Here is a 13,254-nt window from a genome sequence, read left to right on the forward strand (position 1 = left end):
TCTCCGGAGGAGGGCCGAGGGGGGCGGCGGGCCCCGGGGCCCCCGGGCGCGCCCCCGGCTGGCGTCGGGCGGGCGGCCCGGTACTCGTACCGGGCGCCCCGCCCTGTGCGTGCCGTTCGTGCCGGGCGTCAGCGGTCCCGACGCACCGACAGCAGGTCCTCCAGCTGCTCCTCACGGGCCTGCGCGGCCACGAACAGCAGCTCGTCACCCGGCTCCAGGGAGTCCTCCCGGGACGGGGTGAGCACCCGGGTGCCGCGGATGATGGTGACCAGCGAGGTGTCCTCGGGCCACTCGACGTCCCCGACCTGGGTGCCGGCCAGCGCCGACTCCTCCGGCAGGGTCAGTTCCACGAGGTTGGCGTCGCCGTGGCTGAAGCGCAGCAGCCGGACCAGGTCGCCGACGCTCACCGCCTCCTCGACCAGCGCGGACATCAGACGTGGGGTGGACACGGCCACGTCCACGCCCCAGGCCTCGTTGAACAGCCACTCGTTCTTCGGGTTGTTCACGCGGGCCACCACCCGCGGCACGCCGTACTCCGTCCTCGCCAGCAGGGAGACGACCAGGTTCACCTTGTCGTCGCCCGTCGCGGCGATCACCACGTTGCAGCGCTGAAGCGCCGCCTCGTCCAGCGAGGTGATCTCGCAGGCGTCGGCCAGCAGCCACTCGGCCTGCGGCACGCGCTCGACCGAGATGGCGGTCGGCGCCTTGTCGATGAGAAGGACCTCGTGGCCGTTCTCCAGCAGCTCGCCCGCGATCGAGCGACCGACCGCCCCGGCACCGGCAATGGCGACCCTCATCAGTGACCGCTCTCCTCTTCCGGGCCCTCGGCGAACGCCGCCTCGACCTTCTCCACGTCGTCCACCCGCATCATCACGTGCACGAGGTCGCCCTCCTGGAGCACCGTCTGCGAACTCGGCAGGATCGACTCGCCGAGGCGGGTCAGGAACGCCACCCGGACGCCCGTCTCCTCCTGGAGTCTGCTGATCTTGTGGCCCACCCACTTCGGGGAGGCGTGCACCTCGGCGAGCTGGACGCCGCCGGTGGGGTCGCGCCACAGCGGCTCGGCGCCCGAGGGCAGCAGTCGGCGGAGCATCTGGTCGGCCGTCCAGCGGACCGTGGCCACGGTCGGGATGCCCAGGCGCTGGTACACCTCGGCGCGGCGGGGGTCGTAGATGCGGGCCGCGACGTTCTGCACGCCGAACATCTCGCGGGCCACCCGCGCGGAGATGATGTTCGAGTTGTCGCCGCTGGAGACGGCCGCGAAGGCACCGGCCTCCTCGATGCCCGCCTCGCGCAGGGTGTCCTGGTCGAAGCCGATTCCGGTGACCCGGCGGCCACCGAACCCGGGGCCCAGCCGGCGGAAGGCGGTGGGGTCCTGGTCGATCACGGCGACCGTGTGCCCCTGTTGCTCCAGGGTCTGGGCGAGAGCGGAGCCCACTCTCCCGCAGCCCATGATGACGATGTGCACGACCGTCCTTCCGATGTCAATAGCGACTGCTCAGTCCCATCAGGGTCTCAGACAGAGGGACAAGCTACACATGCCCGGTTCGGGGCGGGCACCCCCCTACCGCATCCTTAACGCCTCCGCCGTGGACGGCGTCTCACTCGGCCCCGAAGGGCCGGCGCCGAGTGATGCTGCGCACGCTGGGCAGGGTCAGGAATCCGAGGCCGGACAACGCGGCGGCGGCGCCGATCAGTTCCGCGGTCGTGGGCATGGGGCCTCCGGGGGGTCGGCGGGAAGCGGGGTCCAGACATCCAGGCACGGCGCACACCCCGCCTGCGGAATCCGCAGGATCTTCGTGTCCGGAATTCACTCGTGAGGCAGATCCGGGACGGCAGGTGCACGCCCCGGGGGGTAAAGGCCTACGATCCTCTGTTGTGTCCAAACTGACCGACGTGCCCAAACGTATTCTGATCGGGCGCGCACTGCGCAGTGACCGGCTGGGCGAGACGCTCCTGCCGAAGCGCATCGCCCTCCCCGTCTTCGCCTCCGACTCGCTGTCCTCCGTGGCGTACGCGCCCGGCGAGGTCCTGCTGGTCCTGTCCGTCGCGGGCGTGTCGGCGTACCACTTCAGCCCCTGGATAGCGGTCGCGGTGGCCGTGCTGATGCTGACCGTGGTCGCCTCCTACCGGCAGAATGTGCACGCCTACCCGAGCGGCGGCGGCGACTACGAGGTGGCGACCACCAACCTCGGTCCCAAGGCGGGCCTGACCGTCGCCAGCGCGCTGCTGGTCGACTACGTCCTGACCGTCGCCGTCTCCATCTCCTCCGGCATCGAGAACCTCGGCTCCGCCGTCCCCTTCGTCGTCCAGCACAAGGTGCTGTGCGCGGTCGCCGTGATCGTGCTGCTGACGCTGATGAACCTGCGCGGGGTGAAGGAGTCGGGCACGCTCTTCGCCATCCCCACGTACGTGTTCGTCTCCGGCGTCTTCATCATGATCGTGTGGGGCGCCGTCCGCGGACTCGTCCTCGGTGACACCATGCGGGCGCCGACCGCCGACTTCCACATCAAGGCCGAACACCAGGGACTCGCCGGATTCGCCCTCGTCTTCCTGCTGCTGCGCGCCTTCTCCTCCGGCTGCGCCGCGCTCACCGGCGTCGAGGCGATCTCCAACGGCGTCCCCGCCTTCCGCAAGCCGAAGTCCAGGAACGCGGCGAGCACGCTGGCGATGATCGGCCTGCTGGCCGTGACGATGTTCTGCGGCATCATCACGCTGGCCATGACGACCGGTGTCCGCATGTCCGACAACCCGGCCGCCAACCTCCTGCGGGGCGGCGTCCCGGTCGGCCCGGACTATGTGCAGAACCCGGTGATCTCCCAGGTCGCCGAGGCCGTCTTCGGCAAGGGCAGCTTCCTGTTCCTCATCCTGGCCGCGGCGACGGCGCTGGTCCTCTTCCTGGCCGCCAACACCGCCTACAACGGCTTCCCGGTGCTCGGCTCGATCCTCGCCCAGGACCGCTTCCTGCCCCGCCAGCTGCACACCCGCGGCGACCGGCTCGCCTTCTCCAACGGCATCGTGCTGCTCGCGGGCGCCGCCGCCCTGCTGACCGTCCTCTACGGCGCCGACTCCACCCGGCTGATCCAGCTCTACATCGTCGGCGTGTTCGTGTCCTTCACCCTCAGCCAGGTCGGCATGGTCAAGCACTGGAACCGCCACCTGGCCACCGAGCGGGACCCGGCGAGGCGCAGCCACATGATCCGCTCCCGCGCCATCAACACCTTCGGGGCCTTCCTCACCAGCACGGTGCTGGTCGTCGTCCTCGTCACCAAGTTCACGCACGGCGCCTGGGTGGCCCTGCTCGGCATGTGCATCTTCTTCGCGACGATGACCGCGATCCGCAAGCACTACGACCGGGTCTCCGAGGAGCTCACGGCCCCCGACGATCCGGGCGACGACACCGTCCGGCCCTCCCGCGTCCACTCCGTGGTCCTCATCTCCAAGATCCACCGTCCCACCCTGCGCGCCCTGGCGTACGCCAAGCTGATGCGCTCGGACACCCTGGAGGGGCTCACCGTCAACGTGGACCCGGCCGAGACCCGGGCGCTGCGCGAGGAGTGGGAGCGGCGCGGCATCGACGTACCCCTGAAGGTGCTCGACTCGCCCTACCGCGAGGTCACCCGCCCGGTCATCGAGTACGTGAAGAGCCTGCGCAAGGAGTCCCCGCGCGACGCCGTCTCGGTGATCATCCCCGAGTACGTCGTCGGTCACTGGTACGAGCACCTGCTGCACAACCAGAGCGCGCTGCGCCTGAAGGGCCGACTGCTGTTCACGCCGGGCGTGATGGTCACCTCGGTGCCCTACCAGCTGGCTTCCTCCGAGGCGGCCAAGCAGCGCGCCCGCAGGCGCCAGGAGTGGAACGCGCCCGGTGCGGTGCGGCGTGGCCCGGCCCAGGAGCGCCCGAAGGAGCCGAAGGAGTCGGCCGCGAAGGGCTGACCGGCTTCTGCTCGGCGCCGCACCTGATGGTGAACGGCCGGACGGCACCCACGTAGACTGGTGGGCTGTTGTCCGGCCGTACGCCTTTCCCGATCTGGAGTCACCCCACCATGCAGGCAGAACCGAAGAACTCGCAGGTGGGACCGGAGCCGGGCGGCTCGGGGGCGGGCCGGGAGCAGGGCGGCTCGCTGGTGGGGCAGGAGTACGAGGTCGAGATCGGCCCCGTCGCCCACGGCGGCCACTGCATCGCGCGTACCGCCGAGGGCCAGGTGCTGTTCGTGCGGCACGCGCTGCCCGGCGAGCGGGTCGTGGCCCGGGTGACCGAGGGCGAGGAGGGCGCACGCTTCCTGCGCGCGGACGCGGTACGGATCATCGACGCCTCCAAGGACCGCGTCGAGGCCCCCTGCCCCTACGCCGGGCCCGGCCGCTGCGGCGGCTGTGACTGGCAGCACGCCAAGCCGGGAGCCCAGCGGCGGCTCAAGGGCGAGGTGATCGCCGAGCAGCTGAAGCGGCTCGCGGGCCTCACGCCCGAGGAGGCCGGCTGGGACGGCACGGTCATGCCCGCCGAGGGCGACAAGCTGCCCGCGGGCGAGGTCCCGCAGTGGCGCACCCGCGTGCAGTACGCGGTCGACCCCGCCACGGGGAAGGCCGGCCTGCGCCGCCACCGCTCGCACGAGGTCGAGCCGATCGACCACTGCATGATCGCGGCTCCCGGAGTGAGCGAACTGGGCGTCGAGCGGCGCGACTGGACTGGCATGGAGTCCGTCGAGGCGATCGCGGCCACGGGCTCGCAGGATCGCCAGGTGATCCTGACCCCGCGCCCGGGCGCCCGCCTGCCGCTGGTGGAACTGGACAAGCCGGTCTCCGTCCTCCGGGGCGACGAGAAGACCGGCGGCGTCCACCGCGTGCACGGCCGTCCCTTCGTCCGCGAACGCGCCGACGGCCGCACCCACCGCGTGGGCGGGGGCGGCTTCTGGCAGGTTCACCCGAAGGCGGCGGACACCCTGGTCACGGCGGTCATGCAGGGCCTCCTGCCCCGCAAGGGCGACATGGCCCTCGATCTGTACTGCGGCGTCGGCCTCTTCGCCGGAGCCCTGGCCGACCGCGTCGGCGACAAGGGCGCGGTGCTCGGCATCGAGTCCGGCAAGCGCGCGGTGGAGGACGCCCGGCACAACCTCGCCGACTTCCCCCGCGTCCGCATCGAACAGGGCAAGGTCGAGTCCGTCCTCCCGCGCACCGGCATCACCGAGGTCGACCTGATCGTCCTCGACCCGCCCCGCGTGGGCGCCGGCCGCACCACGGTCACCCACCTCACCTCCCTCGCCGCCCGCCGCATCGCCTACGTGGCCTGCGACCCGGCCGCCCTGGCCCGGGACCTGGCGTACTTCCGCGAGGGCGGCTACCGGGTGCGGACGCTGCGGGCGTTCGACCTGTTCCCGATGACGCATCACGTGGAGTGCGTGGCGATCCTCGAACCGGCCGCAAAGGCCGTCTGACCTGCGGGTTCGGGTGGTGTGCGTGATGGGCGGTGTGGGCGTTACGGGCGAGATCCCGACGCTCAAAATGACGCTCTCCGAGGCATCTTGACGCAGATGCGCCTACTGAGGTGCGCATACCGAAGGCACTTCTACTCCGTCAGCCAACCGCGTCGCACTGCCTGCACCCCGCCTGGAACCGGGTCTCCGCGTTCAGGGTCTGCAGCAGGCGGCTGATGTGGCGGCGGGCCGTGTGGACGTGGACGCCCAGTCGGCGGGCGATCGCCTCGTCCTTCAGGCCGGCTGCCAGCAGGGTCAGCAACTCGCGGTCCTCGTCCGTCGGTTCGCCAGGTCGGGACGGGGCGATCGGCATGGCGCGGTCCCAGACCGTCTCGAACAGGGGGATCAGCGCGTTGCGCAGCAGCGTGTCGCCGACGACCAGCGCGGATGACGCGCGAGCGTCCGGCGGGCAAGTGCTGACCTGAAGCCTGTGACCGGCCGGGCCCGCCAGGGCCGGGCCGGTCACAGGGTCACCTTCTGCCTGGTCAGCTCATCGCGTGACGGCCCGCCAGAGTGAGGGCCACGTCGACGATCATGTCCTCCTGGCCGCCCACCAGGCCCCGTCGGCCGCACTCCAGCAGAATGGCGCGGACGTCGACACCGTAGCGGTCGGAGGCGATCTCCGCGTGGCGCAGGAAGGAGGAATAGACGCCGGCGTAGCCCAGGGTGAGGGTTTCGCGGTCCACGCGGACCGGACGGTCCTGGAGCGGGCGGACCAGGTCGTCGGCGGCGTCCTGCAACTGGAACAGGTCGCAACCATGCCGGAGGCCGGAGAGGTTCGCCACCGCGATGAACGCCTCCAGGGGGCAGTTGCCGGCGCCCGCGCCGTGGCCCGCCAGTGAGGCGTCGACGCGGCGCACCCCGTGCTCCACGGCGACGATGCTGTTGGCCACCGACAGCGAGAGGTTCTCGTGGGCGTGGATGCCGATCTCGGTGACGTCGTCCAGGACGTCGCGATAGGCCCGGACCCGGTCGGCGACGTCCTTCATGGTGAGTCGGCCGCCGGAGTCGGTGACGTAGACGCAGTGGGCGCCGTAGGACTCCATCAGCCGGGCCTGCTCCGCGAGTTGGGCCGGTTCGGCGCGGTGGGAGAGCATGAGGAAGCCGGACACGTCCATGCCCAGTTCGCGGGCCGCCGCGATGTGCTGCGCGGAGATGTCCGCCTCGGTGCAGTGGGTGGCCACCCGGACCGAGCGCACCCCCAGGTCGTAGGCGGTCTTCAGGTCGTGGATGGTGCCCACGCCGGGCAGCAACAGGGTGGTCAGCCGTGCCCGCTCCAGCACCGAGGCCGCGGCCTCGATCCACGCCCAATCGGTGTGGGAGCCGGGGCCGTAGTTGAGCGAGCCGCCCGCCAGCCCGTCGCCGTGGGCGGCCTCGATGGCGTCGACGCCGGCGGCGTCCAGCGCCCGTACGATCCGTTGCACGTCCGCCGGTGTGATCCGGTGCCGGACGGCGTGCATCCCGTCCCGCAGGGTCACGTCCTGGACGAAGATGCTGCTGCTCATGCCGTCACCTCGCCGGCCCCGGCCGTACGGGCCGCGATCCGCTCGGCCACCCTGAGGGCGGCCGAGGTCATGATGTCGAGGTTGCCCGCGTAGGCCGGGAGGTAGTGGGCCGCGCCCTCGACCTCCAGGAACACGGACACCTGGTGGGTCGGTACGCCGGCCGCGCCCTCGGCCAGCAGGGTCCGCACCGGCTGGTCCCCGGGGACCGGGGTGATCTGCACCTGCTGCTTCAGCCGGTAGCCGGGGACGTAGGCCGCCACCTCGGCCACCATCGCGGCGACGCTCTCCTGGATCGCGGCGTGCCGGGTGGTGTCGGGCGCCTCCACCAGGCAGAGCACGGTGTCCCGCATGATCAGCGGCGGCTCGGCCGGGTTGAGGATGATGATCGCCTTGCCGCGGTCCGCGCCGCCCACCTCGACCAGCGCCCGGGACGTGGTCTCGGTGAACTCGTCGATGTTGGCGCGGGTGCCCGGACCGGCCGACTTGGAGGCGATCGAGGCGACGATCTCCGCGTAGCGGACCGGGGCCACCCGGGAGATCGCGGCAACCACTGGGATGGTGGCCTGGCCGCCGCAGGTGACCATGTTCACGTTCGGAGCGTCCAGGTGCTCCTCCATGTTGACCGCCGGGACGAGGTACGGCCCGATCGCCGCCGGAGTCAGGTCGATCAGCCGCTTGCCCAGCGGTGTCAGCTTCGCCGCGTTGGCCTGGTGGGCCCCCGCTGAGGTGGCGTCGAAGACGATGCCGATCTCGTCGAAGCCAGGCAGTGCGATCAGCCCGTCCACGCCCTCGTGCGCGGTGGCCACGTCCAGGCGCCTGGCGCGCGCCAGGCCGTCGGACGCCGGGTCGATGCCGACCAGGGCACCCATCTCCAGGTGCTGCGCGGTACGCAGCACCTTGATCATGAGATCGGTACCGATGTTGCCCGAGCCGATGATCGCGACCTTGGTGCGTGGCGCACCGTCTGCACGCGCTGTCATACCGTTCCCTCTCCGATGGCGGTGGTGACCGTGCCCAGCCCGCCGATCACCGCGGTGACCTGTGCGCCCGGTGCGAGCGGGCTCATCGGGCCGAGCGCGCCGGAGAGCACCACATGGCCGGCCCGCAGAGGATCGCCCAGGTCACGTGCGGTGCGGGCCAGCCAGAGCACTGCGGCGAGCGGGTCGCCCAGACAGTCCGCGCCGGTGCCGTCGGACACGGTCCGGCCATCGACGGACATCTCCATCACGGCCGTCCGGGGTTCGAATTCAGCGAGGCTGCGGCGCTCCCGGCCCAGCACGAAGGCGCCCGCGGAGGCGTTGTCGGCGACCGTGTCGGACAGGGTGATGTCCCAGCCCGCGATACGGCTGCCGCAGATCTCCAGGGCGGCCACGGCATGGTCGACTGCGGCCCGCACCCGGGCGAGATCCAGCGGGCCCTCGGCCAGGTCGGCGCCCAGCACGAACGCGATCTCGGCCTCGACCCGGGGCTGGAGCACGGACGCGTACGGCACGGTGTTGCCGTCCGCGTATCCCATGTCGTCCAGCAGCACTCCGAAGTCCGGCTGGTCCACGCTGAGTTGGTGCTGCACGGCGGGCGAGGTCAGCCCGATCTTATGGCCCGCGACGCGTGCGCCCCGCGCCAAGCGCGCCGCCGTGACCTGCTGCTGCACGGCGTACGCGGCACCGGTGTCGGAGGTGCCGATCAGATCCCGCACCGGCACGCACGGAACGCCAGTGGCGGTGGCCTTCAGCAGTCGAGCGGCCGCCTCCGCGACCCCCCGCGACACCTGCTGGGCCCCAGCCTCCCGCCGCACATCCTGGGCCGCGGCCGCCCGCGGCACCTTCCTGGTGTCAGTCATCGCCGTGATTCCCCCCGGACGAAGTCGATGACCAGCCGGTTGAACTCCTCGGCGTGCTCGATCATCGCCCAGTGCCCGCAGCGGTTGAGCAGGACCAGCCGGGAATCGGGGATGTTCGCCAGCAGGAACAGGGAGCTCTCGAAGGAGACCACCCGGTCGTCGCGGCCGTGGATGAGCAGGGTGGGCACCGCGATGTCGCGCAGCCGGGCAGGGTCCACCCAGCGCGGCAGCGGCGCCCCGTGCGGCAGCCCCGTCACATAGTTGGCCAGGTGCTCGGGCTGGGCGAGGGCCGCCTGCGAACGGGCCTCGCACAGCTCCGGCGTCGCAAAGCGCGCCTTGTCGTAGCACATGATCTCGACCAGCCGGCGCATGTTCTCCGGGCTCGGTTCCTGGTAGGCCTCGATGAGGACCTTCAGCCCCTCGGACGGCCCGTCACCGGCCCCGAACAGGCTCGGCATTCGCCCCACCGGCGGTCCCATGGTCACCAGGTGGCTGATCCGCCCGGGGTGCTCGGTGGCCAGCCGCAGCGAGGTCTGGCCGCCCATCGAGTTCCCCACGAACGCCGCCCGGGAGATGCCCAGCGCGTCGAGGAACTGGATCGCGGCGTCGACGTGGTCCAGCTCGTCGACCGTGGCCGGGTCCGACTCACCCCAGCCGGGCATGTCGACGGCGTACACATGGAAGTGCTCGGCGAGCGACTCGATGTTGCCGCTGAAGTTGCTCCAGCCGGTCGCCCCCGGGCCGCTGCCGTGCAGCAGCACCAGCGGATGGCCGGAGCCGGCCTCGTAGTAGCGCAGCGACCAGTCGCGAGTCCTGACCCTACGCGCGGTCTGTTCCTTGTCGATCGCCATCAGCCCTCTTCTCCTTCGGTTCCTCGGGTTTCCAGCGGGGACGGCGCCGCGGCCAGCAGCTCGGCCACCACGCCGGGCGGGCGGTGGCCCCAGCTGTGCAGCCGGTCGAGGGTGCGCACCTGCCAGGTGGCGTCGTCGATGACGAGGCCGCCCCAGCCGTACTCGACGGAGAAGCCGGAGGGGGTGAAGACGTAGAAGCTGAACATGTGGTCGTTGGGGTGCATCCCCAGCGTCATCTCGAACGGCTGCTTGGCGTCCATGCAGCGGTCGTAGGCCAGGCCCACGTCCCGGATGTCGGTGACCTCGACCATGAAGTGGTGGGTGCGCTTGGGGGAAGGCAGGTCGCCGAACGCGACCGTGTGGTGGCGGCCGTTGCAGTGCAGGAAGATCAGGTCCGCGACGATGCCGGGGGCCAGCTCCTCGACGATGATGTCGCTGATCCTGAAGCCGAGCAGGTCGCGGTAGAAGCCGAGGTACTCCTCACGGCTCACTCCGTGGGCCAGCAGAACCTGGTGTCCGGCGCCTCCGGCCCCGGTGACGAACTCGCCGAGCAACGTCTTGGAGGCGAACGCGGTGCCGGCGTCGGCCAGGCCGGTGACCAGTTCGACGCGGTTGCCCATGGGGTCGGTGGTGGCGAAGACGCGCTCCACCCGGCGGTCCGCGGCGAGCGCCGTGTCCCCCTCGTCGACCTGGAGGCCGGCGGCCCGCAACCGCTCGACCAGCGCGTCGAGTTCGGCGTCGCTCTCGACCTCGTACCCGCTGACGACCAGGTCGTCGGCTGGTCCCCGGGTGACGATCAAGCGGTGCGCCTTCTCGTCCAGGCGCAGGGTGAATCGGTCCTCGCCGCGCTCACCGAGTTGCATACCGAGCAACTCGACACCGAAGCGCTCCCAGTCGGCGAGATCGCCAACCTCGTAGACGACGTACGCGAGTTCCTTGACTCCGCTCATGGCAGATCTCTCCTTTGAGGTGGGTGGACGGACGGTCAGGCGGGGACGCCGAGCCCGCTGGTATCGGCGGCGGCCACGAACCGGTCGGGGCGCAGCGCCACCGCGCGCACCCCGTACCGGCGCAGCCAGGAGCCGAGCACGCCGTCCAGGTCGACGAGTTCGTCGGGCCCCTGGGTGTAGGCGTTCTGCGGACGGACCGCGCGGTAGCGGGCGCCGAGTGCGTCCCACTGCCGGCGCTCTTCCTCGGTCAGCAGCGTCGAGGGGTCCACGCCATCGCCCAGCAGCACGAAGGTGTCGCCGAGCAGTTCGTCCAGCCGCGCCATCCGGCCGACGGTGTCGCCGACCACCGGCTGCGGCACCATCCGGCCGATGATGCTGGCGTCGCCGAGCGGGCCGCGCAGCCAGCCGGCCTCCAGCACCGGCGGCGCGATCAGCGGCGGCTCGAAGGGGGTGACGAGTCCCTCGGGCGGCGGCGCGGACAGCGCGGCCTGCTCCTCGTCGGAGAGCTCCTGCTTGATCACCCGACCGAGCTGCACCGCCAGCCCGGTGTAGAAGGCGGCGTTCGGACGGCGCTCGGCCTCATAGGTGTCGAGCCAGGACTCGGGCAGCCGTCCGGCCAGCACCCGGCCGAGCTTCCAGCCCAGGTTGTGCGCGTCGCGCATGCCGGTCTGCATTCCGGCGCCCGCCCACGGCGGCATCAGATGCGCGGCGTCGCCGGCGAGGAAGACCCGGCCGGAGCGCCAGGTCCGCGCCATCCGTACGTGGTGCCGGTAGAAGGCGTGCTGGTGGATCTCGACGTCGTCCTCGCTCACCCCCAGCGCCTTGAGCAGGGCCCACACCTCGGTGCTGGTGGGGAAGTCGGCCTCGGTCTCGTGCGGCTTGAGCGGGATCTCCCAGCGGTGGTTGCCGGCCGACAGCGCGATGTCGACGACCGGCCGCTCCTTGTCCGTCCAGAAGGTGAGGAAGTCGCGGTCGGGCCACCAGCGCTTGACCCGGCAGTCGATGACCACCCAGGTGACCTCGTTGGTGTCGCCGAGCAACTGGATGCCCAGCCGCTGCCGGGTCCTGCTGCTGCCGCCGTCCGCGGCGATCGCGTACCGGGTCCGGTACCGGCGGACCTCGCCGGTGGCCGTGTCGGTGGTGGTGACCGTGACCCCGGAGTCGTCCTGTTCGATCTCGGTCACCTCGGCGCCGTAGCGCACCGAGATCAGGTCCCGCCGGTCCTGCGCGCAGGCCCGCAGCTCGGACTCCATGACCGGCTGGTAGATGTTGTAGAAGCGCGCCCTCGCCCCGAGCGCCGACGGCGGATGCTCGATACGCATCACCTCGTGCCCGTCGTACGTCACCCAGCGCAGCGCACGCTGCGGGTCGATCACCTTCTCGATGCGTTCGCCGATGCCCAGGCCCTGGAAGATCCGCATGGTCCAGTCGTTGACCGTGACCGCCCGGGCCCGGGGATAGATCTCTTCGTCCCGTTCGAAGGCGATCACTCGCGCCCCCTGCTGAGCGAGGGTCAGAGCACCGACGATGCCCGTGGGGCCGTAGCCGATGACGGCGACGTCCGCGTCGAAGTTTTGGGGCATGGCGGCCTCCTTGCCGGTCGTCCCAAAGTTTTGGACCGGTCGTTCAGTCCAATAGTGGGGACTGTCACACGGCCGAAAAAGCCGGTCAAGGGGATGAATCACGGATTCCGCACAGCAGAATCAGCGCCGGTATCGCCGCGGGCCGCCTAAGCTCCGGCCGAATGAGCGCAGGTATGCTTCAGCGCGTGGAACCCAGGCGCGACAACACCGGCAACCGCAGGGGGCGGCGCTCCCGGGAGGAGATACTCGAGGTCGCGTCACGCCTGATGGCCGAACGCGGATACGCGGCGACCACGCTGTCGGAGCTCAGCCGGGAGTCGGGGTTGCCCAAGAGCGCGGTCTACCACCACTTCCGCTCCAAGGGCGGGCTGCTCTCCGCGGTGATGGAGCACGGTGCCTACGCGTTCTTCCAGCACATGGCCCGGGCGCAGGCACATCCGCCGCGGCAGGGGGGCGTACGGGAGCGACTGGGCTGGTACCTCCAGCGCACCGGGGAGGTCTTCCTCGCCAACCCGGACTTCCTGCGGCTGCACCTGATCCTGGTGATGAACGCCGAGGCGGCGGAGTCCGCGGAGGCCGCGGAGGTCGACCGGATCATCGAACGGGTGCGGCGGGACGGCCGCGTGCACATGAACCACATGATCGCCGACTCGTTCGCCGAGTACGGCCCGGAGGTCGCGCAGGCCGTGGCCGACCGGCTGGACTACTTCGCCATAGCGGGCTTCGACGGGGCCTTCGTCGCCTGGCAGGCCGACCCTTCCCGTTCGATGGCCGAGGCCATGGACCTGCTCACCGACGCGGTCGCGGCCCTCGGCGAGTCCATCGCCGTGCGCCTGCGCTCCTGACGGCGGGCCGCCCAGCCCGGCTTCGGGGGGCATGGGCGCGGACACGGGTTCCGCCGAGTCGCTCCCGTGGGGGACTTCCATGGGTCCTGCTGTTGTGCGGGGCGGATCAGCGATGCTCGGCCAGGTCGTCCTCCAGAGCGAGCGCCGCGGCGCTCAGGGTCGTGACCAGGGATCGGAGGCGGTGCGGGTCGTAGCGCACGCTGGGCATC

At 71.1% G+C, this 13,254-nt stretch carries 11 protein-coding genes and 1 pseudogene; 3 read left to right on the top strand and 9 right to left on the bottom strand.

The genetic code is table 11. The annotated features are described in order from the left end of the window. Nucleotides 1–128: 128 nt before the first annotated feature. A complete protein-coding gene (locus ABZ818_RS40620) occupies nucleotides 129–797 on the bottom strand; it encodes a TrkA family potassium uptake protein (RefSeq protein ID WP_361426744.1) in 669 nt (222 codons plus the stop codon). Then, a complete protein-coding gene (locus ABZ818_RS40625) occupies nucleotides 797–1,468 on the bottom strand; it encodes a TrkA family potassium uptake protein (protein WP_361426747.1) in 672 nt (223 codons plus the stop codon). Before ABZ818_RS40625 ends, ABZ818_RS40620 begins: the two co-directional genes overlap by 1 nt. A 410-nt stretch (nucleotides 1,469–1,878) precedes the next feature. Between ABZ818_RS40625 and ABZ818_RS40630 the strand changes: the two genes are divergently transcribed. Together ABZ818_RS40630 and ABZ818_RS40635 are read left to right on the top strand one after the other, a co-directional pair. Beyond that, the gene (locus tag ABZ818_RS40630; protein WP_361426750.1) at nucleotides 1,879–3,936 is read left to right on the top strand and encodes an APC family permease; all 2,058 of its coding nucleotides are present in this window, start codon (nucleotides 1,879–1,881) and stop codon (nucleotides 3,934–3,936) included. A 110-nt stretch (nucleotides 3,937–4,046) separates the two neighbouring features. After that, nucleotides 4,047–5,432, top strand: a complete 1,386-nt coding sequence (locus ABZ818_RS40635; RefSeq protein ID WP_361426753.1) for a TRAM domain-containing protein — start codon at nucleotides 4,047–4,049, stop codon at nucleotides 5,430–5,432. Between the two features lie 131 nt (nucleotides 5,433–5,563). Here the strand turns inward: ABZ818_RS40635 and ABZ818_RS40640 are convergent. The 7 genes and pseudogenes from ABZ818_RS40640 to ABZ818_RS40670 all read right to left on the bottom strand — a co-directional run. Continuing rightward, nucleotides 5,564–5,862: pseudogene (locus tag ABZ818_RS40640) on the bottom strand (helix-turn-helix transcriptional regulator); the annotation flags it as partial. Between the two features lie 94 nt (nucleotides 5,863–5,956). After that, on the bottom strand, nucleotides 5,957–6,976 hold the full coding sequence (gene dmpG / locus ABZ818_RS40645; RefSeq protein WP_361426756.1) for a 4-hydroxy-2-oxovalerate aldolase: 1,020 nt from the start codon (nucleotides 6,974–6,976) through the stop codon (nucleotides 5,957–5,959). Next, on the bottom strand, nucleotides 6,973–7,956 hold the full coding sequence (locus tag ABZ818_RS40650) for an acetaldehyde dehydrogenase (acetylating) (protein WP_361426759.1): 984 nt from the start codon (nucleotides 7,954–7,956) through the stop codon (nucleotides 6,973–6,975). Before ABZ818_RS40650 ends, dmpG begins: the two co-directional genes overlap by 4 nt. Beyond that, complete coding sequence (locus ABZ818_RS40655) at nucleotides 7,953–8,816, bottom strand: fumarylacetoacetate hydrolase family protein (RefSeq protein WP_361426762.1); 864 nt, start codon at nucleotides 8,814–8,816, stop codon at nucleotides 7,953–7,955. Before ABZ818_RS40655 ends, ABZ818_RS40650 begins: the two co-directional genes overlap by 4 nt. Continuing rightward, nucleotides 8,813–9,667: an alpha/beta hydrolase gene (locus ABZ818_RS40660; protein WP_361426765.1), complete on the bottom strand. Its 855-nt coding sequence runs from the start codon at nucleotides 9,665–9,667 to the stop codon at nucleotides 8,813–8,815. Before ABZ818_RS40660 ends, ABZ818_RS40655 begins: the two co-directional genes overlap by 4 nt. After that, nucleotides 9,667–10,617 carry a VOC family protein gene (locus ABZ818_RS40665; RefSeq protein ID WP_361426768.1) on the bottom strand — a complete coding sequence of 317 codons (951 nt, stop codon included), beginning with the start codon at nucleotides 10,615–10,617 and terminating at the stop codon, nucleotides 9,667–9,669. Before ABZ818_RS40665 ends, ABZ818_RS40660 begins: the two co-directional genes overlap by 1 nt. 35 nt (nucleotides 10,618–10,652) lie before the next feature. Beyond that, a complete protein-coding gene (locus tag ABZ818_RS40670) occupies nucleotides 10,653–12,200 on the bottom strand; it encodes a bifunctional 3-(3-hydroxy-phenyl)propionate/3-hydroxycinnamic acid hydroxylase (protein WP_361426771.1) in 1,548 nt (515 codons plus the stop codon). Between the two features lie 185 nt (nucleotides 12,201–12,385). Here ABZ818_RS40670 and ABZ818_RS40675 point away from each other — a divergent pair, with 185 nt between their 5' ends. Then, entirely contained in the window at nucleotides 12,386–13,045 is a 660-nt protein-coding gene (locus ABZ818_RS40675; protein ID WP_361426774.1) for a helix-turn-helix domain-containing protein, read from the top strand. Nucleotides 13,046–13,254 lie beyond the last annotated feature (209 nt).

Source organism: Streptomyces sp. NPDC047453, assembly GCF_040643155.1.
Taxonomy (GTDB): Bacteria; Actinomycetota; Actinomycetes; order Streptomycetales; family Streptomycetaceae; genus Streptomyces.

Excerpts from the sequence above, each read along its gene's own strand:
- ABZ818_RS40665 (WP_361426768.1), bottom strand. The coding sequence starts at position 10,617 with ATGAGCGGAGTCAAGGAACTCGCGTACGTCGTCTACGAGGTTGGCGAT.
- ABZ818_RS40660 (WP_361426765.1), bottom strand. The coding sequence starts at position 9,667 with ATGGCGATCGACAAGGAACAGACCGCGCGTAGGGTCAGGACTCGCGAC.
- ABZ818_RS40670 (WP_361426771.1), bottom strand. The coding sequence starts at position 12,200 with ATGCCCCAAAACTTCGACGCGGACGTCGCCGTCATCGGCTACGGCCCC.
- ABZ818_RS40635 (WP_361426753.1), top strand. The coding sequence starts at position 4,047 with ATGCAGGCAGAACCGAAGAACTCGCAGGTGGGACCGGAGCCGGGCGGC.
- ABZ818_RS40655 (WP_361426762.1), bottom strand. The coding sequence starts at position 8,816 with ATGACTGACACCAGGAAGGTGCCGCGGGCGGCCGCGGCCCAGGATGTG.
- ABZ818_RS40620 (WP_361426744.1), bottom strand. The coding sequence starts at position 797 with ATGAGGGTCGCCATTGCCGGTGCCGGGGCGGTCGGTCGCTCGATCGCG.
- ABZ818_RS40650 (WP_361426759.1), bottom strand. The coding sequence starts at position 7,956 with ATGACAGCGCGTGCAGACGGTGCGCCACGCACCAAGGTCGCGATCATC.
- dmpG (WP_361426756.1), bottom strand. The coding sequence starts at position 6,976 with ATGAGCAGCAGCATCTTCGTCCAGGACGTGACCCTGCGGGACGGGATG.